Below are 21,026 nucleotides of genomic sequence, written 5' to 3' on the forward strand. Positions count from 1 at the left end.
TGGACGCTATGTTAAGCGACTTTCCATACCTTTAGTTATCTCTGAATTGTTAATTTAGGGGAAGCTGTAGCTCATTTATGCCCCAAACTGTTTAGGGTAAATAACCCTCATCTGTTGGAAGCAGTATGTTTTCCATACTTAAAGTTATCAATTAAAGTCAAATTGGCTAATTTGACCATCATGTCTGCGAATCGAACTAGGAGAATAAAAGTATTGAGCCAGTTGCACTAAATTGGATCTGACCACGTTATATTCACTTAGTAGAGAGCTTCGATCTCTGCTTGAATAACGTCGATGAGCCACTGTGAGAATGGTGTGTCCTGAAACTTCTGATTCACAAAGCAGCCAATTTTGTTGTGAACTACCCCTTCCCAATGGTTAATGTTGAGAAGAGTTAACTCTTCAAAAAGCCCTTGTCTCGTGATCTCACACACCGCCATGACAGAGTGTATTTTTCTGACGGTATCTAAACAGATATCTAACTTATCGCTCCTCAGTAAAATACGAGGCTCAAAGCCACGTTCTTGATAGTAGGAAACGATTCGGTTGTCCTTTCGCACATAGTCGGGCATACGCACGACAACGAGGGGATATTGCGCGACATCTTCGAGCGACACTTTATCTTTTTTAGCGAGTGGACTGTCTTTGTGACAACACAATCGCACCTCGGGTGCGTTGGTTTCAATTTGCGCGATATTGTGGGACACGTCGATAGGGGTGTAGTTGATGCCAATGTGAATATCACCTGCTAAGATTTGCCTCTCAGTTGTCGTCGACCAACTCTCAAGCGTGATAATGGCTTTTGGCGCTAGCTGATGCAACCTCATGAAAAGGGTTCTAATTAAGGGTCGAGCGAGTGTTCCATTCAGGTGAATTTTTATCTGTCCCCGATAGGTTTCAGGCACAAACTCATCTTTGTGGCTATACAGCTCTTGCAAGTTACGCATGACAGAGGGGAGCTTCGATAACAAGCGGGTGCACTTTTCTGTTGGCACCATACCGTGATGCGTTCGGATGAACAGCTCGTCATCGAATTGCACTCTAAGTCGCTTTAATGCTTTGCTCACAGCAGATTGACTTAAGAACAAACGATCAGCTGCCGTTTGTGTATTGAGCTCTTCGCCGAGTACTTTGAGCACCTTGATAGAATTAAAATCAAGGTTATGCATTTGATTGTCTTTCATCGGCTCGCCTCATTGATTTGTTCAACGGTCAGAGTCGGGTAAACATATTGATCATTTGGGTTGTCACAAAGAGCCATGATCTCATTGATGCTTTCTTGGGTGATTTCGATCAGCCATTGAGAATAGGCACTTTCTCTAACTCGGTTTGCCACCGTATAAGCAATAGGGTAGTGATCTACATCATCAAGATGCGCAACATCAAGCAGAGCCAGGTTTTCTTCCTGCATCAGAGGGCTAACTATCTCGCTGACCGGCATGATTCCATCGGTTGACTGCAAGATCTCTGAACACATATCCATCCTATCCGTTCGCAGCATGACATTGGCGATGTAGCCCCTTCGTCTGAGATAAGTTTCTATGTAGTTTTCATTGTTAGCGATGCCAGGCATGGTCGAGAGCACTAGGTAAGCAGCCGCAATATCTTCTAAAGTGATTGGGTGCTTATTGATAAGTGGATGTCCCTTTCGACAACACAGCTTGAAATGAGGAGAACACAGGACCTCCTGGAAGAGACCATCAGACTGGCTGATCGGGAAAAAGCTGACGCCAATATCGACCTGGTTTTGACGTAGTAGCTCTTGGGTTGATGCGGCCCAATCTTCGACAATCAAGGTCGCGTTGGGTGCGAGTACACTCAGTTTCTCAATTAAAATACTGGACAGTGGGTGATTCAGTACGGGGTTGATGTGAATACGGATGTCACCAGAATAGGCTAATGGGTTAAAGCTCAGCTCATCTTTAAAAAGCTCTTCTAGCTCTCGGAGCACACTGGGTAGTTGCCCCAATATCGCTTCACATTTAGGTGTAGGCTCTAAACGGTTTTGTTTCAGTGTGAAAAGCGGGTCGTCAAACTGCTGGCGAAGTTTTTTCAGCGTTTTGCTGATAGCTGGTTGGCCAATGTCTAGACGCTCTGCGGTTCTCTTGGTGTTTTTCTCTTCTCCGAGGACTTTGAGCGCTTTCAAACTATTGAAGTCCAACCGGAACATTAGGTCATCTTCCATTGATTTCCCCTCAGTGCTGCTTGTGTCCTTAGTATTATGAATTTGAGGAATAGTTAATTCAACTCCAATTCGATTTTTTCTGATTTAGTATTTGTATATATTTCTCCCCGTCAACTGATGTGACGAATGAACGCGAAGGAGGCGCAATAATAAAACTTTTAAAATCAGAGAATTAAACATGAACAAGCTAACTCTATCACCAATCACTTTAGCAACAACACTGGCACTTTCTTTAGGCGCAAATGTTGCAATCGCAAACGACGCAGCACCGATTAATGTCACCGTTGAGAACTTTGTCGAAGTTGAAATGGACGCTCGAATTCAGCGTTTTTTCGACGCAGGTGGCATGAACCAAGGCATTATCTTTTCTGAACCAACGCCAGTTGACGTGCAGCCTGTACCACGAATGAATCGCGACACACTATACGGTGGTATTCCAGTAGATACATCGGAGGGCTTCACGATTTCAATTCCGGAGCACCCTGAAAATCGTTACGTATCGGTTTACCTGCTGGATAACGAACACAAGACCATCGATATCCTGAAAGGCTCAAACACCGTTCATGAGTTTGAAGGACAAGCAGACACGCGCTACATCGTTGCGATTCCACGTATTCAGCTGTTCGACTCAAACGATGAGCAAGACATCCAAATTGCACGTGACATTCTAAACGGAGTAGAAGTGACTTCGGGCAGTGAAGAGCCGAAGCCTCTAGCAAACTGGGATTGGCCGGGAATGATAGAGCTGCGTGCTGAATACGAAAAAGAGATGAGAGATACCATCACTCAATACCCAAATGACTGGCAAGGTAAGCGTGGAGAAGTCGACCGATACGAAGGCCATAACATAGCGGTAGCGACTTCATGGGGACTATTCCCGAGTTCAGAAACTGTTTATATCGCACAAGCGCCACACTTAAGTACGCAGGAATGCTACACCGCGACTTATGAAGTGCCTGAGAACGATGCTTTTTGGTCTATCACTGTCTATGACAACCAAGGTTACATGTTCTCTGACCATAACAACATCAACGGTGAAGTCGCAGCGATGAATGAAGACGGCACGTTCACGATGCATTACGGCAATACAGAAGTGTGTGGTGATATTGAAAACCGTTTGGATACAACAGAAGGCTGGAACTTGTTATTACGAGTGTATGAGCCTGCACAAAACATCATTGCTGGTGACTACACAATGCCAGAGATTTCTCTGAAGCAACTTTAATGTTCATTACTGCACAAGGATGTGCCTTCTAGATTTAAATACGAATTTCTATAGGCATGACAATGATTAACAATAAATCACTCTCTTCAATCGCCCTATCAGTGGCAGTGGCTCTATCAGGTTCAGCATTGGCTGACACTCAAGACGTGCAGGACATGTCTGACCCGCTATCGGTTTATACCCAAGCAGGCTTAGGGTACACAGATAAAGGTCTAAACCTAAAAATCGGTCAGGCATACGACACCGGTGATGCAAACACCATGGCGATGAACGTCCTTGAAGTAAAAGGCTTCGCTGGCGATGCAATCGGCTGGAATGGTCGCGGCGCGGACGACAGCATCGACTCTTTAAGATACCGAAACTTCAGTGTGGATTTGACCAATGGTCGCGGCGCTCAGGTGGATGTCAATGTCGCATTTGATAGCGACCTGGGTACTCAAGGCACAGCTTCTTATAGCCTAATTCAAGCTCTGCCCAAAATGGGCCCATTAAACCTTTACCCTCTTGCTGGAGCAGGCTTAGCATTTGGTGAGAGCTTTGACCAAAACAACAAAGGCGCACTGGAAGCTCAAGACCGTTGGGACTTACATGGCTCATTCTATGTAGTGGGAATGTACGGAAAGCTAGAGTTAACCGACAACATTTGGGTCAACTACAACCCAATGTACATGGGCACAATCTCAGGCTCAGATCCGTTCCAAAATGGCAGTATGGAAGGCAGCGATAGCGTGTTTACCCATGAAGCGGCCGTCAGTTACCAGATCAATGACCGAACCAATGTTCGATATTTTGCGAATTGGACTGAAAACACCAATTACGCCAACGGTGACCACCGTATCGAAGTGAACTATCAATTCTAACTCATTCAAATTAACTCGTCGCATGTGACCAATATAAGCGACACCAGCACACGGATGTGTCTTTGATGATTACATATTTAAAGGCATACAAATGAAAAACGTAAAAACTCTTCTTTCTCTAGCGATTGCTTCAGCACTAACACTTTCAGCACCCGTTATGGCAGACGATGTCCATGATGCAGACCCTCGTAATACCGCTTGGCGTGGTGGTATCGCGACAGATAACAGCGGCGAGATTAAACTGGTTGCAGGTGGTGGATTCAACAACCTTTATGGTGGGGGCGAATACGCAACCCAAACAATCATGATTGGTGAGTATTTCACTCAATCAGAAGACGCACGCTTTCGACTAGCGAACTTTGACCAACGTTTTGGCGGCGTTTACCTTGATACTAACTTTACTGAGGCGATGGACTTATACACCGTAGGTTACATGCTGCCCCTTACCGCGACGAATGGCACCACTCAGTTTTTCCCATCGGTGAACTATTCGTATATCGATATCGACACAAATAAGATTGCGAATGGCCTAAATTCAGTGTCATTTATGAATGGTTACTCTACAGGCTCTGGTCAGTTTGCCGGTTTTACTGGTGATATGGTTAAGCAAGCACTAGGTGGCGATGATGCGCATATGGCGTCCGTGAACCTCTATGGCTTACACCCATGGAACGACACACACTATACCGTATTCCAAGCATTTGGTGGCTCAAGCTATGGTGGTGTTGACCTACAAATGGTGGATTTAGTGCTGTTACAAGGCGTGAGAACAACCGTTGGGGAAGGGGTGTTCAATATTTACCTTGAAGGTAAGTACACTCATATGGAAGTCAATGATGTTCAGGGCTTGGATAAAGACTACATCCGAGGCGATGAAGCGAAGGTTTCAGTGGGTTTTGACTGGCGTTTTTAGAGGCAATGCATGAATAATTGATTAGCAATCACGTACTGTAGTGACATCGTTAGTTTTGCTACCTTTGTGTTTGCTTAGCTCATGGTTGCGATGCCTGAGGTACTCTGAAAAGTCAGAGTGTATTTTGATTTGCAACTCGGTTTGTAGTGGCTGAGTGAATTGGTCACTACAATAGATTTTTTCTATACTTCAAGTAATCCATTGAATGCTAATTTAGCAGTGTCACTGACTCACTTTTGTCCAATTCCGTGCTAGCAGGTACCAGGATATTCCGTGATTGTTAGGTTCGATGAAGGCACAAAGCCTTCAAATCAACCTAAGTATGTTTTGAAAATGTGATTAAAAAGCTGAGTCAGTAATCTGCTCAGCCTTTAATTTATCGTTGTTCTAAACAGCCTTTGTTGATTGGCTGATTAAAGGTAACGGCTTCTTAAATGGTCTTTGAAGAATTGAGCATTCAAGGTTTCACCCGTTGCGCCTTTCACCAAATCGTCGGTACTCAGCAGGCTCCCTTTGCTCCAAATGTTGGACTCTAACCAAGTGAAGATAGGTGATAGATCACCGCTTTCAATTACTGAGTTCACATCAACCGTTTTCTTCATTGAAGCCATGAACTGAGCCGCGTACATCGCACCTAATGTGTAAGATGGGAAGTAGCCGAATGCGCCGTCTGTCCAGTGGATGTCTTGCATACAGCCGTTAGTGAAGTTGCCTTGAGTGCTTAAACCAAGGTAAGACTGCATCTTAGTGTTCCAAAGTTCAGGAACATCAGTGTGTTTGATTTTGCCGTTAATCAGGTCACGCTCAATCTCGTAACGTAAGATAACGTGCGCTGGGTAGGTCAGCTCATCGGCATCAACACGGATGAAGTCTTTCTTTACGCGTGTGTAGATCTTCTGGAAGTTCTCTTTCTCAAACTCTGAGCCTGAGAATTGCTGACCAGCCAAGTTTGCTAAGTGCCCGATGAACGGGTCGCTGCGGCCAACTTGCATCTCGAAGAACAAAGATTGAGATTCGTGGATACCCATAGAGCGTGCTTCGCCCGCCGGTTGGCCTGCTAGGTGTTTTGGTAAGCCTTGTTCGTAACGTGCGTGCCCTGTTTCATGCACAATGCCCATTAAGCTTTGAACGAATTCCGCTTCGTCGTAGCGCGTTGTGATACGCACGTCTGAAGGCACGCCGCCACAGAATGGGTGAACACTTTCATCCAATCGGCCGTGTTCAAAATCGAACTGAAGCAGCTTCATGACTTCTAAACCCAGTGCTTTCTGTTTCTCAGTCGAGTAGATACCAGATGGCGCGTTAAATTGCTCGCTCGATTGCTTTTCGATCACTTCGTCAATCAGGGTTGGAAGCCATGTTTTAACGTCTGCAAATAAGATATCCAGTGAAGCAGAGCTGGTGCCCGGTTCATAGATATCAAGCATCGCATCATAAGGAGTTAAGTTAGCGGCATCTGCGCGGATTTGTGCTTCTTCACGTGATAACTCAACCACTTCACGCCAGTTCTTTTCAAAACCAACCCAGTCGTTGTTACCGCGTTGGCTACGCCACGCATGTTCACATTTTGAACCCGCTAGAGATTTCGCTTCAACCAGTTTTTCTGGAAGTAGGTTTGCTTGTTGCCACTGGCGTTTAATTTCACGAAGTGACGATTGTTGCTCGGTGTTCAGCGCTTCGTTTTCAGCGTCTGCAATCCAATCGCCAAGTTGTGGCTGAGTCATTAGGCCGTGAATATGAACAGAAAGCTCGGCCATCGCTTCACTACGTGCTTGGTTACCGCCAGCTGGCATCATGGAAGCTTGGTCCCAACCACAAATAGAAGCTAGGTGTTGAAAGCGGGAACATTTTTGAGAGTGTTCGACTAGTTTTTTGAATGCGCTCATTTGACTACTCTTAATTTGGTTTCTTTAAATGATCCTTAGGGCCGCGTCAGCGTTAAGTTTCATCTCTCATGTACTTTGATTATGGCTCTGCTTTTTAATGGCGCTGACCTCCGTAGTCGAAGATATAGCGAGAAAAGCGTGAGGCGGTACGATGCCTTGAATTTACTATTTCTTAACAAATTAAACTGTACCATTGTGCACAAAATCAGTGACTTGTATAGCTGGTGGCAATTGTTGCTTGCGAATTTTTCAGATACACGGTATTGATGATAGATCGCTGAACAAGAATGACAATAATATGGATATTTTGAACTTTGAGGCATTTCTGATTGCCATCACGATTTTAACGTTAACACCAGGCTTGGATACGGCTTTGGTAATTCGTAATACCAGTCGCTCTGGCTTATCTGATGGTGTGATGACCAGCTTTGGTATCTGTAGTGGTCTTTATGTGCACGCCTTTTTCTCTGCAGTGGGTATCTCTGCGATTCTTGCTCAATCAGCTGAACTCTTTCAAGCCGTTAAAATGGTGGGTGCGGTTTACCTGATTTGGCTTGGTTTAAGCAGTTTACGCGCCTTAATGAAAAATGGTGGCGGGCTGAAGGTTGGCGAGCAAACTCATCAAGCCTACAGCGCAAAACGTTCTTTGCGTGAAGGTTTCTTATCTAATGTGCTTAACCCGAAAACAGCGGTTTTCTATTTGGCTTTTTTGCCTCAGTTCGTAAACCCTGAAGGTTCGCCGTTATTACAATCTATGTTGATGGCTTCGGTACACTTCATGATTGCTATGCTGTGGCAATGTGGCTTGGCTGGTGCACTTAACTCGGCTAAAAATTTGCTAAAGAATGCGAGCTTTATGAAGTGGATGGAAGGTGTGACTGGCATAGTGCTGGTGGGGCTGGGCATTAAGCTTCTCATGGAAAAGCCGGTTTAGGTATTTCTGGTTCGTGATGAACGTATTAAAGCCCACGCTAGGTTATTGTGACCAAATTAGCGTGGGCTTTATCGTATTACGGGGTAAGCGTTCTGTTATCGTGTATCTACACTATATTAGTCAGCTAGACGAACGTTGAACTCAGCCCCTTCAAAGCCTAGGTCGCTCAGTTCTTGAGCATCAAAGTTGGTCGTTACATCAATATTACCAAGCTGTTCAGTTATTTGGTTTTCGCCGTCAATACTGCTTTCAGAACGCAGACCACCTGCATTCAGCGGTTTAGCTTGGCCAATTTCGATTGTACCAGCGTATTGAGATTCTGCGTAAAAATCACCCGATACGTAAGAGTGGAAGGGACGTAAGCTTCCGCCTGTTGCGTATTGCATGTTAGATAAGCCTGCTTCTTTAATTGCCCAGCCCCAGTCCCACCATTTTGATTCGCCAGGAATGTAGCGGTGGTCCCACTGGTAACGAATGTCAGCAGAGTGATCGCTCGTACGACCCATAGTGAACGTATGTCCGATAGTAGGGCGGTTGTCCGGGTGCGTATGCCATGCGTTGCCACTCCAGCGAAGGAAACCATAGAATTCAACGTCGTAAGCAATATCGGCGTTAAATTGGTATGGGTACGAGATAGTTGAACGGTACAGCTCGACTTTAATAGGGATCTCAGAGTGAGCAGGAACCATCGGACGAGCTTGAAGCGTTACCGTCTCACTTGAAGAGCCGCCATTCGTTTTTGCGAAGCTTTGATTAGCTTCAAATTTGATGGTGAGCTTGGTATCACCAACTAAAGGCCATTTGAACGTATTCTCAGTAGAAACGCTTTCAGAAAAACCGTAGCTGTTTGTTTTTGACCAGTTTGTAGACTCATCTACTTTTAAGTCAACGACAACTTGCTGTGCAATATCACTATAGTTTCTAGCGGTTGCGTGAACTGTTTTTATGAGTTCGCGATCTGACTCTGTCACCTCACCGTGCGAGAAGTTGTCATCGTTAACAGTGTAGGTAAAATTATCAACGATGATTTGTGTTTTATTACCACAGTGATACCCACTACAAGAGCCGTTGTTGTTTCCTTGAATTACCCAACGATCGCCGGAACGATCTATGACCATATCTTCGCCGACATAAGGGCTGTTATTGCCGCCAACCCAAGCGTACCCGAGGAAATGAGCCAAGTAACTTAGAGGACGTATAAAGTCTTGGCGATCAGTGACTAGGCCATACTCAACATCAATTTCATCGCCTTCTGGCACCGATTTAGCTGGGTAGTTTGGAATTTCTGATTGGTAGTCATTCGGGTAGCAGAAGGTTTTATCGTTTGGCGTATCTTGTTTGATTAGTCCGTAATAACCCGGCCCCATAATTACCCAGTTGTCTTTAAGGCCAACAATATCCCAAGTGCCCATGCGCGGTAGTAGTGAGTTTTTATGCTCTTCTGCTTCAAAGCGGTCTAAAGGGCGATAACCTGCACGACAGACATCATCGCCTAAATTGTCACGCACGATTTGATCTGGGTATATTTTCGCGTTTACTCCGGTCGATAGTACAGACAACACTGCCGCTGCCAAGATACTTTTATTTTTACTGATCACTAATAATCCCCTCATTTTCTTTTTTATATTGGTAATGCTGTTTTGCCTTGCTTACACAGGACCATTTCACTTTTTCATACTGATAAAAATAACGATACTGAAAATGATTGAATAAATTTGTTCTTATAAATCAATATGTTGTAATGATTCCATTAATATTTGATGAAATTTTGATGCAACGAAGAGAGATTTTCTCGGCGCACTTCATAATGAATTTAGAAAAATGAAACTTTTTTAGGATTCGATGTACGTTAATGTGGTTTTAACGTTAAAGATGTTTCCGTGATTTACCATGGATTACCAAATAATAAGCGTCGTTGTAAATGACGGGTCGGCATGAGGGATGAGAATGAACGATGGGCGTTATTGAATCGATAATTATTCTCAAACATATCATTTGGAAATAATACTAAGTCGTTTCTATGGGTATTCAATTGGGACTAATAATGAGATCTTACTTCAATTATTTTGTGAGATCGTATTATGAAGTGACGATGTATGTCTAATCGATAAAGCTTAATATAGAGACTTTTTCAATTATGAGACGTGTTAGTTTTAAGGATGGAAAGTTAGATAAATAAGGGATAGAAGAAGAGGGGAGGATTTCGAACTGAGTCGAAATCCATTTTAATAAAATATGGTTTTGAAGAGCATTTATTACGAATTAACAGTGGAAGTCAGCGTTTAGCTAAAAGCTGGGTACGCCCTGTATTGCAACTCCGAATAATGGCAAATGCTTCATTGGCGCTCAAAATATCAATATTCAATGTCAGTGGGTCATTGTTCAACAAAAGGTAAGGCGATAACAAGTTATCATTCATTGCCTCATTTATCTTCTGTACAGACAGTAAGTCTATCGTGCCTGCAATCGCAAAACTGAATGAATTAGAGTATCCCACATTTCCTTGGAAGCGAAGAACGATAGGGTTGGGTATTTTATCGTCTTGTATGGAGACGATATGCAGAACTTTGTTATCCCTAATTTTAGTGAATCCATCGCTGCGCAACACGTTATCTTCAGCGAGTAGATCGATCATACTGTGTTGGTAACTGTGATCTTCAAGTTTGTGAGAATCAGGAATACTCCACACCCCTGCCAATAGGATTAGTGCGGAGAAGACAGCAACAAATGGCATCAAAATGACCCCCTTCCTAGGAATAGCTCAATCTCTTTACTGGCTTTGTCCAGTTGCGATGGTTCGTAAAAAATGTTCACTGATTTGCGAGTTACCTTATTGAGCATGGAGAGTTCTGAATAGCCTGGCTCATCGCTGATGTAGGCTACGCAATCGCATTGGTATTTGTAGAGAATAGCCTCGAGTTCTGGGCTCAAGGACATCTCTGTTTCTTGAAAAACTTGTACCTGCCCAACCCATTGTTCATTAAGTCGGTTAAAGGGGGCGATATCACCAAGGCTTTTATCGTGAACCTTAGCAAAAGCCAACAGTGCCGAGGACAACAGCAAACAGCCCGTTATGAAGTAACACAGTCTGTTTTTGTATAAGCTGACCTGAGAATAGGCAAGTGAAGTCGATTTGGATTCAGGTGTATCGTTGCTCGCAATAGAGGCTGCAATACTACTATGACCGAGTGGAACTTTGTCACTCACAGGAGTGAGAGGAACAGTGGTTTCGCTTTGTGGTTGCGAGTCAATAAAGACGCATTCATCAATTAGGCGGTAACCGACCTTTGGCACCGTGACGATGGGTGTTTCTCTGATACCAAGCTTAACGAACCCTTGGCGAAGTAAGCTGATACACTTCGCAAGTGACGTATCCCCAATGAACTCGCTTCCCCATGCGAAGCTAATAATATCTTGTTTGTTCACAATTTCAGGTGAGTTTTTGAGTAATAACTCTAAAACGCGAGTCTCACGATATCCTATCTTAATAGAACGTTCGTCGTTATAAATACGGTTTTTAATCGGGTCGAATCTGATCATATAGCCAACGTTTTATTTTTATTATAATTCTCTCAACAATTTAGATAACTATAAACTGACTATTATATGAATTAAAGTCACATGTTTTATTCTGGTGTGTTTTTGAGTGGTCATAACAAAAGCGTTCTTTATTTGTTTATGAAAGAAACTCTGCCATTTAGTCACAATCTGTTAAATATAAGTAACATCTAATTAAGTGTTGATTTTATTAGTGAGCTTTTAATTAGAGAGTTTTGGTTCAATCTTTACCAATAAATTAATTAGAACACTGGTCTAATTAAAATCTTATTTTATTTGTGGATATACTATAGTAATAATTCAATCAGTTTAAGTATCGAAGGGATATAAAAAAGCCCGTACTTGAATGCGGGCTTTGGTTCAATCAATTATGATTATGCTTTAACAGCTTCACAATCTTTTGAAGACGTTAAAGGTTTGAAGAATAGCTTAGTTTCTTCGATAACAACATGGCGTAGCAAGATAAGGCCGATTAGGTTTGGAATTGCCATCAGGCCGTTGACGATATCTGCCAATATCCAGATCATGTCGAGCTTCAAGAATGCACCAGAAGCCACCAACGCAATGAAGATGATCTTGTAAGGTAGGACTGCTTTAGTACCCAGCAAGAAAACAACACAGCGCTCGCCGTAGTAGTTCCAGCCTAAAATCGTAGTAAACGCAAAGAAGATTAGGCCAACTGAAACCAGCATAGGGCCAAGCGTGTCTGCATTCAGACCAACAGCAAATGCATGAGTGGTCATCGCAGCACCAGAAAGGTCAGTCTGCCAAGCGCCTGTTAAGATAAGTGCCAAACCTGTCATCGTACAAATGATGATGGTGTCGAAGAAGGTACCTGTCATAGAGACCAGTCCTTGTTTCACACATGAGTCTGTTTTAGCCGCTGCTGCAGCCATTGGTGCACTACCTAGGCCAGATTCGTTCGAGAACACACCTCGAGCGATACCGGATTGGATAGCAAGCATGATGCTCGCGCCAAAGAAACCACCGGTTGCTGCTGTGTTGGTAAACGCAGAAGTAACAACAAGGGTAATGGCATTCAGTAGTTGGTCTGCATTTGAAATCAGAACGCTTAAACACGCGACGACGTACATCACCGCCATAGTAGGAACAACTTTCCCTGCTACTTTAGCGATAGATTGGATACCACCAAGGGTTACCACCGCCACCAATATCGTAAGCACGACAGCAGACATCTCACGAGAAGCGCCAAATGAGATTTCAGTTGCATCTAAGATAGCGTTAACTTGTGGGAAGGTACCAATACCGAAGCAGGCAACACCCAAAGCGAACACAGCGAACATCACCGCCAATATTCTTGAGCCAACACCGTATTGAAGATAGTACATTGGGCCGCCAACCATTTCGCCATTGCTATCGGTTCTGCGGTATTTAACAGCAAGTAGACATTCCGCGTATTTGGTTGCCATGCCAAATACAGCGGCAAGCCACATCCAGAATAGGGCTCCAGGGCCACCAATCTTGATTGCGGTCGCTACACCTACGATGTTACCTGTACCAATGGTTGCTGAAAGTGCAGTACACAAAGCGGCGAAACTCGATACGTCACCTGTACCGGATTTGTCTTTGCTGAACACCATTTTCAGTGCGGTTGGGAGGTGTCTAAACTGGAGTAAGCCTAAGCGAAAAGTAAAGTAGATACCTGTACCCACTAGCAGAATAAGCAGTGGTGGTCCCCAAACGAATTGGTTGATGGTTTGTAGTGTAGCTTGTAGGTGGTTCATAGATTCCCCTTAATAAATTAAAAAATTTAAGGAGAAGAGGGAAGGCAGTGCAGATCACAGGGATCGGTAGCACTACTTAATACATACGGATTTCTAGATAGAATTCTTTTGTTAATTAAGGCTTGTTGCTTTCCACTCCTCTGTCCTTTTGCCTGAGAGTTTCACTTAGCGAATCACTTATAGATAAGTGACGGGCACTAAGCTTGCTCCTTCGGCGACCGATCTAACGGTTCTCTCCAGAGGTTCCTCCAACGACAGTCCTCACTTTTCTGGATTTCTCCAGCATAAAGCACCTGAAAGATTTACTTCTTCGGCGGGTCAATCTAACTAAATGTTAAAGTTTAGTTAAAAACCACTCTCCTGCAGTCTTCATCGGAACAATTACCTAAATAATTAGGTAATCTGTAGGCGTATCCTAGATCATATAAAATGTGATGTCAGCTACAAAATATCTGTTTGCACAAATGTTGTTCAACTAAATGATCAAACAACGAGTCTCTGACGTAACTTGCTTATTTAAATGGTATAAAATAGAGAAACAAGGAGGAGTTATGACACGACTAATAGCGATTGTTTTTTTATTGGCTTTGGCATTTGTACTATTTCGTTACCGGACAAACGAAAAACTGCAAAAAGGGGTAGTGATAGTTATCGTTAGCAGCTTCCTTTTGTATACTGCCAGCTTGATGATTTCGGAGTTAACTCGTTAAGCCTCTCTGTGAGCAGTTGGGATGAACGTGTTGGCAAAAGCTTAAGTGCTTCTGACTTGAGCGATAGGTTTAACTGAACCTACACTATCAGTATTGGTATTAGTGCCAGTGACCGCGTAACGTTAAACATATTTTTGGGAGTACCCGCTAGTGAACCAGCAATCTGGACAAAGCGAACAAGATGAAGTGGTTGTTATTGAAGAGCGCGATAAACGCAGTCAGCTCTATATCGGCATTGCTGCGGTTATAGGTCTAGCTCTGGGTGGCTTAATCGGTTCTACAGTCACTGCTTCTAAGTGGGAGTCCACTTATCAGGTACTCGAAACTCGTTATCAAGAACTGCGTGATAGCAAAACAGAATTGATGACGTCGGTTGAAGCTAAGGTGGCAAAAGTTGATACCGAGATCGACGCCAAAGTCGAAGTCGCGCTAGCAAAACAAGCGGAAGAGCATCAAAAAGAGCTCCAAGAGTTAGCGAAACAGTCTGCGGTTTTAGAGAAGGCGAACTACTCGTTAGAACAGCAAATAAACGAACAAAAGCAAACGCTAGACAAAACAGAGCAAGATAATCAAAAGCTAAACCGTCAGGCGGATATGCAGTCGACCTTGTTTGAACGTTCTCGTGAACTGTTCCGTAAAGAATTACAAATATCTCAAGAGCTTGAAAAACTTGAGAAAGAAAGAGGCGAGCTTGAACAGAACCTTGGTTCACTTAAGAAAGCGTGTGATGTTTTCTTAGATGGTACATCATGGGATGCGAAATCTGACGCGTGTGAGAAGCAAGACAACGCAAACTCTCGCCTAAGCGATATCAGACAAATGATTGAAGTCCACACCATGGATCTCAAGCAAATCAAAACGCTAACCGAAGAGATGGGTCTATAGACTCAAACCTTTAACTCATTCGTCTTTAGCTATAGCTATTCAAACGCCCACATCATGCAAATGGTGTGGGCGTTTTTCGTTCCAAATTGCTTATTTATGCTGTTAATCTGTTCCGTAGCTTAGTGCATAACCGTTTTCACTCTATTACCAAACTATCCGTGATTAGAGCCGTAAAATGGTTTTAATATGTGATTAATTGAATATCTGGTGACTTTGCACGCATATTTATAAGGTTGAGAAACAGCATAATAGCGGTGTTCTAGGATGAACACGTGGTCTGTTGTAGTTCTGTGATTAGACCATCTCAATGGACAGGGATTAAACCATGAATGAATATCTGTGTGAGAACTGCACCGTAGCCTACTGTTTTGATGATTGTAACTCGCCATTAGCGCAACGAGATATGATTGAAGTAGAAGAGGCGGTAGATCGTAAAAAAGTAAGCCAAGCTCCTGAACGGCTTGAGCAAGAAAATTCAGATACAAAAATCCCTACGAGCTAAACAATAAGCCAGTAGGGATTTCAGATTAATTGCAGTACTGTTCTCGCTTTCTCAAGCAAAGGGTATTACAAAAATTTTTAGAACAGTGTTATTTGACGATAAGCACTGAAGAGAAGTTATTTCTCATAAGTTTTGATTTCGCCAGATTTCACGCGAGCAACAAATGATTGCAGTTCTTTCTTCACAATTGGCATCAAGAAGTACAGACCAAGAATGTTGAAGATAGACATCGCAAAGATAGCCGCATCAGAGAAGTCGATTACCGCACCAAATTGAATCGTGGCACCAATAACAACAAACACACAGAACATCACTTTGAAAATCAGCTCCGTTGTTTTGCCTTCACCAAATAGGTAAGTCCAAGCTTTAAGACCGTAGTACGACCAAGAGATCATGGTAGAAAACGCAAACATGATTACCGCGAGAGCGAGTGTGTATTTGAATACTTCTGCCGTTTCAGTAAACGATGCAGCAGTCAGCGTTACACCCGTTAAACCAGAACCATCGAATGGACCTACGTTTAAGCCAGCGATAGTGATAACCAATGCGGTCATTGTACAAATGATTACTGTATCAACGAACGGTTCTAATAGTGATACTAGACCTTCGGTGATTGGCTCTTTTGTTTTAACCGCTGAGTGAGCGATAGCTGCTGAACCTACACCTGCTTCGTTCGAGAACGTTGCACGCTTCAAGCCTTGAATTAACGCTCCAATGAATCCACCAACAACACCTTCACCAGTAAATGCACCTGTAAAGATTGCGCTGAACGCAGGACCAACTTGATCAAGGTTAGAACCGATAACAATCAGAGCCATACCGATATACAGAGCAGCCATCCAAGGAACAACTTTTTCCGTTACCGATGCGATAGAAGGCATACCACCAACAATCACAGAGAAAACTAAAGAGGCAAGTACAAGGCCAGTGATTACACCGTATTCACTTGGTACGTCAAATGCGTAAGTTAACATGGCGTGTGCTTGGTTAGCTTGGAACATGTTACCACCGCCCAATGCGCCCAAAATACACATTAATGCGAAACCAATAGCGAGCACTTTACCTAGTCCGCCTAAACCTCTTTCACCAAGACCTTGGCTTAGGTAGTACATTGGACCACCCGAAACAACACCTGAAGGTAGGACAGTTCGGTATTTCACACCTAAGGTACACTCACAGAACTTAGAAGCCATACCAAGAAGGCCACACAAGATCATCCAGAATGTCGCGCCAGGACCACCAATCGCGAGTGCAGCACCCACACCAGCAATATTACCAAGCCCAACAGTACCAGAAAGCGCCGTTGTTAACGCTTGAAAGTGAGAAACTTCTCCTTCGTGTTTAGAGTTAGGATCGGTGTACTTGCCTTTGATAATATCTATTGCCATCCCTACACGTTTAAATTGAACAAAGCCAAAGTAAACAGTAAAGATGATCGCAGCGAGCAATAGCCAGCCTACAATAATCGGGAAGCTTGCTTCACCTACCGGTACGCTTTTAAATATTAGTCCAACGAACCAACCTGTGTATTCGTTGAAAAATCCATCAACACTTTGACTTAAGTTGCTGATAGCTTGGTTAAATGATCCTTCTTCTGCAAATGCACTGGAACTAAACAATAATATAAACCCAAAAAATAATTCACGTATGTTTTTCATGGTTTTCCCTGCTTTTTATTAAATTATGTTTGTTGCTGTTGTGTTTGTTAAGTATTTCAATAGCTTATATATTTCTTTGGTAGCGACAAAAGCTCTGTTACTAAGTCAAAATGCGAAATAAATATAACTACTAATCACGTTTTATATGGAGATCCTTTCGGTACGTCCATCAATCAGACTATGATATTCGGCCTATCAAGTCTTACTGATAACCCTATACATAAAAATAATGCCATCAAAGAAATTTTTACAATAAATTTACAATTATTCGGGTTTTGTCATCATTTTGGAATAAGTCGATGATTTTCGCGCTAGGAAAAGTATATGCAGTGATAGCAATAGCGGCAGGCGAATTCTGTCAGGTGAGCGGTTTATTCTTGTATAAAACGATTCTATGGATCTTGAGATGTGATTTTCAAATAAAGCGTTCGCAACCTGTTAGCAGTGAGTGAAGCGAGCTTGAAAACTTGATATGTTTTTGGCGGCTGATAACCGTTCGACGGTTAATGTGCACCAAGCTTGGAGGCATTAAAAAGCTCTTTAGCAGAGCTTTTTAATGGTTTTCGATGAGCCAAACAGCTTAATGGCTGTTGCTATTATTGGTACTAGCGCTGCTAATAACGACACTTTTACTCGATTTGTGGTAGAGCTTAAGTGCCAGCAACGAACCCCATAGAACAACTTGTCCCCATAACAGCGTCCATTGAGGTGCTACTTCTTGCCAGGAAGCGCCCATCTGATTCAGCGCCAAGAAGCCTTGAATCGCAGGGGTACTTGGAAATAGATCCGATAGCAGTACTAACCACTGTGGCATCATTTCAACAGGCCAGATAAAACCTGAAGAAAAGATCAGTGGCATTGAACTGATTAACACCACAACCGTGACTAACTCTCTTCGTGGTACTAACTCACCAATAAAAATCCCGATCAAACAGCTGGCCAGTAAGAAGGGCAGTAATAAGGTTAAGATCTGTGTTGTTGAGGCGAGTAGGTTTATCCCATACATCGAAAAGCTTGCGCCGAAATAGTACATCGACAACAGGTAATAAATGCCGACTAAGGTACAACAACGAGCAAGAATCAGTTTCGCCGGAGAGGTTTTACTCCAGTAGCCAAACGTTGATTGAGCGTTTTGGGTTGCACCAACTAAACCAGAAGCCATGGCTAGGGTTTGTTGCAGGATCAACACAAAGACGGCTAGGACTACGTAATCGATGTATCCCATGCGACTGTTAAACGTTGGTTTTAGGTTCAAGCTGAATGCACTATAGCCTTTGGCTGCAGACTCTAAAGGCACCCCTTCGACTAACAAATGTCTGACCTTAACTTGCGCAGCTAACGTGCCACCTGCCTTGGCAAGCCCTTCAACAATGGTTCCGTAGACTAAAAAGTAAGAAGCATCGCCAGCGTAAGAAAGCGTCGGGCTCTTGCCAAGCAACAAATCTTTATAGAAGTCTTCTGGAATGACAAGGAATCCGCCAATCTCTTGGTTAAGCACGGCTTGTTTAGCATCGGCGATAGTGGAGTCTCGACGAACCAACTCGATTTGAGAGGTGGCATCCACCATTCGTTCTAATTGGTAGCTGCTTTGACTCTTATCCAAGTTCACAACCGAGGCTTTCAGTTGTTGAGGCACTTGATTAGCGTAAGGCAATGGGTACAAGAATGAATAGAAGACCACACCACCAAATACGGTCAGTAATACTACTGGGTTACGCAGAACCGCCAGGAGTTCTTGCTTCAGCAATTGAGTAAAGCTCATTGATTTACTCCTTTATGCTCTGCTTGTGTTGACTGTGCTGCTTGCGCTAAGTGCTTTTTAATCAATAAGATCACCACAAAAGCAGGAATAACATACCAAAACATAGAGGTGAGGTGCATCAGCGACTGTGCGGCGCTCGAACCATAGCTGGATTGAGCCGTTTGCACTTCAATGTAATGACTCACAGGCAATAAGCTTCTCCAGATTTGCGCTGCAGTGTTCATGTCGGTTACTGGAAAGGTAATACCCATGAATGCAAAACTTGGTGCCGTAAATGCGCCAGCGAAACTCATCGCCCTTGCAGGATCAAGTGTTAAGAAGAAAAACAAACAACCCATGATGATACAACTAATCACAGTAAGCAGTTGGGCGATGGTCAATGCCCCAAAGTTGCCGTTAAATGGCCAGTCTAAGAGCACATAGAACCAAAAGCTAAACGCGATACCAAACATCAAAAACAAGACAAGGTAGGGCGTTAATGTTGATGCGAGTGACTTCACAGGGGCGTTGGATAACCAAGCGTGAAGGCCACGAGCTCTAACGTTCGCCGTCAAAACCAATATTGTGCCCACCACAATCATGATCTGCCACAGTGCAGGGATAACCGCAGACACCAAGAATTGAGCATAACTGGTGTTTTTGTTGAACAGTGGCGTGATCTGGCTTTGCACTGTTACTGCTTGGCCTAATGCTGATTGCACCGTGGTATCGCCGTGTGACAGCTGTTTCACGACTTCAAGTTGCGCGTTAAAAGTCCCTTGAGCCTGCAGCAACGCAGAGTTCACTAGCTTACCGATTAAGATAAATTGGCTGTTATAGAACACAGACACTTGCGGATTCAAGCCGAGCAGAAGGTCTCGGTCGAAGTGTCTTGGTATCACAACATAGCCATAGATATCGCGTTCAATCATCGCTTTTGCCGCATCACTCGGAGAGTTGTATTTCTGAGAGACTTGCAGCGTTGGTGACGCATCAACAAGGCGTGTGAATTGTTGCGAGATTTGACTGTGCTCAAGGTCGACAACTGCAACGGGTAAGTCACGAGCGATTCCTTGTGAAAAAATCAGCCAGATACTGGCAGCAAGCAACAAAGGGATCCAAGTTAGGCAAGACAACAACCATTTGTCTTTGCGGACAATCGCCCACTGCCTAAGCAAGGTATTCTTCGTTCTATGATGCTCAGTTGATTGTGAGCTTATCGATCGAGAGTTAGCAGACATACGTTACCTAAAGTTCAACCACTAGGCTCATGCCCATACGCAGTGTTTCGCTCGTGTCGACAGGGTGCGCTTCTACTTCAAAAGTACGTAAGTCGAAACCTTGTGCAGCGTCTGTTGAACGCCAAGTTGCGAAATCACCCATTACAGCGATGTGTGTGACTTGGAAAGTTAATGATTTATCCAGAGCCGGTAGGTATGCCTCAAACTGACTGCCTTTCTCGAAATGCTTAAGCATATCTTCACGCACATTGAGCACGGCCCAAGCATCCTTGGTGTCGATGACAGTCACAACAGGGAATCCTTGTGGTGCGAGTTCACCGCTGCTCAATAGAACTTGAGACACTTCGCCATTAAACCAGCTGTGGATCTGTGTGTCTTTTGCGTAAGCTTCAACTTCCGCCACTGCGCCCGCCGCCATTAACGCTTTTTGAGCGGCTGCCACTTTGGTTTCGTCACGAGCACCTTCTTGCGCCAATTGATACATTTGGAACGCAGCACTTTCGGTGTACTTCGCTGCTTGCCATTGAGTTTTCGCTTCATCACGCTTCTGCTCGGCAACCACACCATCGTTGTAAAGATTGTTTACACGTTGGTAAGTTTTGTCCATGAGATCGGCAGCTGCTTTAGCTTTTAACCATTGATCTTTAGCCGCTTGAATCTGTTGAGTACGCGCGCCATTCTCGGCTTCTTGAGCTAATGCCCCCGCAGCTTTCTGACCGGCTTTTGCTTGTTCTAGCTTCGCATCAATTTCAGGGCTAAGAAGAGAAAAGATCAATTCGCCTTTTTCAACCGAATCGCCTTTACGCACGAATATTTCATCAATCCTGCCAGGCACTTTCGATGAGATACTGTATTGCTGTGCATCAATTTGACCTTGAAGCTTAACAGGTTGAGGTTGATAAGCTTGGTAAAAACTGTATCCGACCCAGCCAATAACGCCAATACCAACTATAGATAGAAGAAGGGGCTTGATAGGTTTCATG

17 protein-coding genes and 1 riboswitch are annotated in these 21,026 nt (G+C 43.7%); of the genes, 6 read left to right on the plus strand and 11 right to left on the minus strand.

Annotated features, from left to right (window positions below):
• Positions 1-257: 257 nt before the first annotated feature.
• Positions 258-1,184: a LysR family transcriptional regulator gene (locus CWO27_RS15240; RefSeq protein ID WP_102433348.1), complete on the minus strand. Its 927-nt coding sequence runs from the start codon at positions 1,182-1,184 to the stop codon at positions 258-260.
• A complete protein-coding gene (locus tag CWO27_RS15245; RefSeq protein WP_102433347.1) occupies positions 1,181-2,185 on the minus strand; it encodes a LysR family transcriptional regulator in 1,005 nt (334 codons plus the stop codon). The genes CWO27_RS15240 and CWO27_RS15245 overlap by 4 nt, the downstream gene beginning before the upstream one ends.
• A gap of 178 nt (positions 2,186-2,363) precedes the next feature.
• On the opposite strand from CWO27_RS15245, the gene CWO27_RS15250 reads away from it, so the two are divergent.
• The 3 genes from CWO27_RS15250 to CWO27_RS15260 all read left to right on the plus strand — a co-directional run bounded on the left by CWO27_RS15250 (position 2,364) and on the right by CWO27_RS15260 (position 5,183).
• On the plus strand, positions 2,364-3,410 hold the full coding sequence (locus CWO27_RS15250) for a DUF1214 domain-containing protein (protein ID WP_107899193.1): 1,047 nt from the start codon (positions 2,364-2,366) through the stop codon (positions 3,408-3,410).
• Positions 3,411-3,466: 56 nt separating this feature from the next.
• A complete protein-coding gene (locus CWO27_RS15255) occupies positions 3,467-4,270 on the plus strand; it encodes a hypothetical protein (RefSeq protein WP_441351762.1) in 804 nt (267 codons plus the stop codon).
• Positions 4,271-4,361: 91 nt separating this feature from the next.
• Positions 4,362-5,183 (plus strand): hypothetical protein, encoded by an 822-nt coding sequence (locus CWO27_RS15260; protein ID WP_102433344.1) that lies wholly within the window; start codon positions 4,362-4,364, stop codon positions 5,181-5,183.
• Positions 5,184-5,596: 413 nt separating this feature from the next.
• Here CWO27_RS15260 and CWO27_RS15265 read toward each other — a convergent pair whose 3' ends face one another.
• Complete coding sequence (locus CWO27_RS15265; RefSeq protein WP_102433343.1) at positions 5,597-7,069, minus strand: carboxypeptidase M32; 1,473 nt, start codon at positions 7,067-7,069, stop codon at positions 5,597-5,599.
• 298 nt (positions 7,070-7,367) lie between these two features.
• Here CWO27_RS15265 and CWO27_RS15270 point away from each other — a divergent pair, with 298 nt between their 5' ends.
• On the plus strand, positions 7,368-8,003 hold the full coding sequence (locus CWO27_RS15270; RefSeq protein ID WP_107899194.1) for a LysE family translocator: 636 nt from the start codon (positions 7,368-7,370) through the stop codon (positions 8,001-8,003).
• Positions 8,004-8,119: 116 nt separating this feature from the next.
• On the opposite strand, the gene CWO27_RS15275 is transcribed toward CWO27_RS15270, so the two are convergent.
• From CWO27_RS15275 to CWO27_RS15290, 4 genes are all read right to left on the minus strand, one after another.
• Entirely contained in the window at positions 8,120-9,601 is a 1,482-nt protein-coding gene (locus CWO27_RS15275; protein ID WP_102433341.1) for an aerolysin family beta-barrel pore-forming toxin, read from the minus strand.
• Between the two features lie 677 nt (positions 9,602-10,278).
• Positions 10,279-10,740 carry a hypothetical protein gene (locus tag CWO27_RS15280; RefSeq protein WP_107899195.1) on the minus strand — a complete coding sequence of 154 codons (462 nt, stop codon included), beginning with the start codon at positions 10,738-10,740 and terminating at the stop codon, positions 10,279-10,281.
• On the minus strand, positions 10,737-11,543 hold the full coding sequence (locus CWO27_RS15285) for a winged helix-turn-helix domain-containing protein (protein ID WP_102431702.1): 807 nt from the start codon (positions 11,541-11,543) through the stop codon (positions 10,737-10,739). Before CWO27_RS15285 ends, CWO27_RS15280 begins: the two co-directional genes overlap by 4 nt.
• Before the next feature lie 392 nt (positions 11,544-11,935).
• Positions 11,936-13,306, minus strand: coding sequence for an alanine/glycine:cation symporter family protein (locus CWO27_RS15290; protein ID WP_048659467.1), 1,371 nt, complete (start codon positions 13,304-13,306; stop codon positions 11,936-11,938).
• 130 nt (positions 13,307-13,436) lie between these two features.
• A riboswitch (glycine riboswitch) is annotated at positions 13,437-13,556 on the minus strand.
• Between the two features lie 610 nt (positions 13,557-14,166).
• Here CWO27_RS15290 and CWO27_RS15300 point away from each other — a divergent pair.
• Both CWO27_RS15300 and CWO27_RS23605 read left to right on the plus strand, forming a co-directional pair.
• Positions 14,167-14,901, plus strand: a complete 735-nt coding sequence (locus CWO27_RS15300; protein WP_102431175.1) for a chromosome partitioning protein ParA — start codon at positions 14,167-14,169, stop codon at positions 14,899-14,901.
• A 325-nt stretch (positions 14,902-15,226) separates the two neighbouring features.
• Positions 15,227-15,403 (plus strand): hypothetical protein, encoded by a 177-nt coding sequence (locus tag CWO27_RS23605; protein WP_165886700.1) that lies wholly within the window; start codon positions 15,227-15,229, stop codon positions 15,401-15,403.
• A 116-nt stretch (positions 15,404-15,519) separates the two neighbouring features.
• On the opposite strand, the gene CWO27_RS15305 is transcribed toward CWO27_RS23605, so the two are convergent.
• From CWO27_RS15305 to CWO27_RS15320, 4 genes are all read right to left on the minus strand, one after another.
• Positions 15,520-17,061: an alanine/glycine:cation symporter family protein gene (locus tag CWO27_RS15305; protein WP_055318313.1), complete on the minus strand. Its 1,542-nt coding sequence runs from the start codon at positions 17,059-17,061 to the stop codon at positions 15,520-15,522.
• A gap of 580 nt (positions 17,062-17,641) precedes the next feature.
• Positions 17,642-18,823 (minus strand): ABC transporter permease, encoded by a 1,182-nt coding sequence (locus CWO27_RS15310; protein ID WP_107899196.1) that lies wholly within the window; start codon positions 18,821-18,823, stop codon positions 17,642-17,644.
• Entirely contained in the window at positions 18,820-20,043 is a 1,224-nt protein-coding gene (locus CWO27_RS15315; protein WP_102431177.1) for an ABC transporter permease, read from the minus strand. The genes CWO27_RS15310 and CWO27_RS15315 overlap by 4 nt, the downstream gene beginning before the upstream one ends.
• A gap of 7 nt (positions 20,044-20,050) precedes the next feature.
• Complete coding sequence (locus CWO27_RS15320) at positions 20,051-21,025, minus strand: HlyD family secretion protein (protein ID WP_107899197.1); 975 nt, start codon at positions 21,023-21,025, stop codon at positions 20,051-20,053.
• Position 21,026: the final 1 nt, after the last annotated feature.

It is taken from the genome of Vibrio sp. 10N.286.51.C3 (assembly GCF_003050065.1).
Lineage (GTDB): Bacteria > Pseudomonadota > Gammaproteobacteria > Enterobacterales > Vibrionaceae > Vibrio > Vibrio crassostreae.

Coding starts and splice junctions, on each gene's coding strand:
- CWO27_RS15240 (WP_102433348.1), bottom strand. CDS start 1,184: ATGAAAGACAATCAAATGCATAACCTTGATTTTAATTCTATCAAGGTG.
- CWO27_RS15245 (WP_102433347.1), bottom strand. CDS start 2,185: ATGGAAGATGACCTAATGTTCCGGTTGGACTTCAATAGTTTGAAAGCG.
- CWO27_RS15250 (WP_107899193.1), top strand. CDS start 2,364: ATGAACAAGCTAACTCTATCACCAATCACTTTAGCAACAACACTGGCA.
- CWO27_RS15255 (WP_441351762.1), top strand. CDS start 3,467: ATGACAATGATTAACAATAAATCACTCTCTTCAATCGCCCTATCAGTG.
- CWO27_RS15260 (WP_102433344.1), top strand. CDS start 4,362: ATGAAAAACGTAAAAACTCTTCTTTCTCTAGCGATTGCTTCAGCACTA.
- CWO27_RS15265 (WP_102433343.1), bottom strand. CDS start 7,069: ATGAGCGCATTCAAAAAACTAGTCGAACACTCTCAAAAATGTTCCCGC.
- CWO27_RS15270 (WP_107899194.1), top strand. CDS start 7,368: ATGGATATTTTGAACTTTGAGGCATTTCTGATTGCCATCACGATTTTA.
- CWO27_RS15285 (WP_102431702.1), bottom strand. CDS start 11,543: ATGATCAGATTCGACCCGATTAAAAACCGTATTTATAACGACGAACGT.
- CWO27_RS15290 (WP_048659467.1), bottom strand. CDS start 13,306: ATGAACCACCTACAAGCTACACTACAAACCATCAACCAATTCGTTTGG.
- CWO27_RS23605 (WP_165886700.1), top strand. CDS start 15,227: ATGAATGAATATCTGTGTGAGAACTGCACCGTAGCCTACTGTTTTGAT.
- CWO27_RS15305 (WP_055318313.1), bottom strand. CDS start 17,061: ATGAAAAACATACGTGAATTATTTTTTGGGTTTATATTATTGTTTAGT.
- CWO27_RS15310 (WP_107899196.1), bottom strand. CDS start 18,823: ATGAGCTTTACTCAATTGCTGAAGCAAGAACTCCTGGCGGTTCTGCGT.
- CWO27_RS15315 (WP_102431177.1), bottom strand. CDS start 20,043: ATGTCTGCTAACTCTCGATCGATAAGCTCACAATCAACTGAGCATCAT.
- CWO27_RS15320 (WP_107899197.1), bottom strand. CDS start 21,025: ATGAAACCTATCAAGCCCCTTCTTCTATCTATAGTTGGTATTGGCGTT.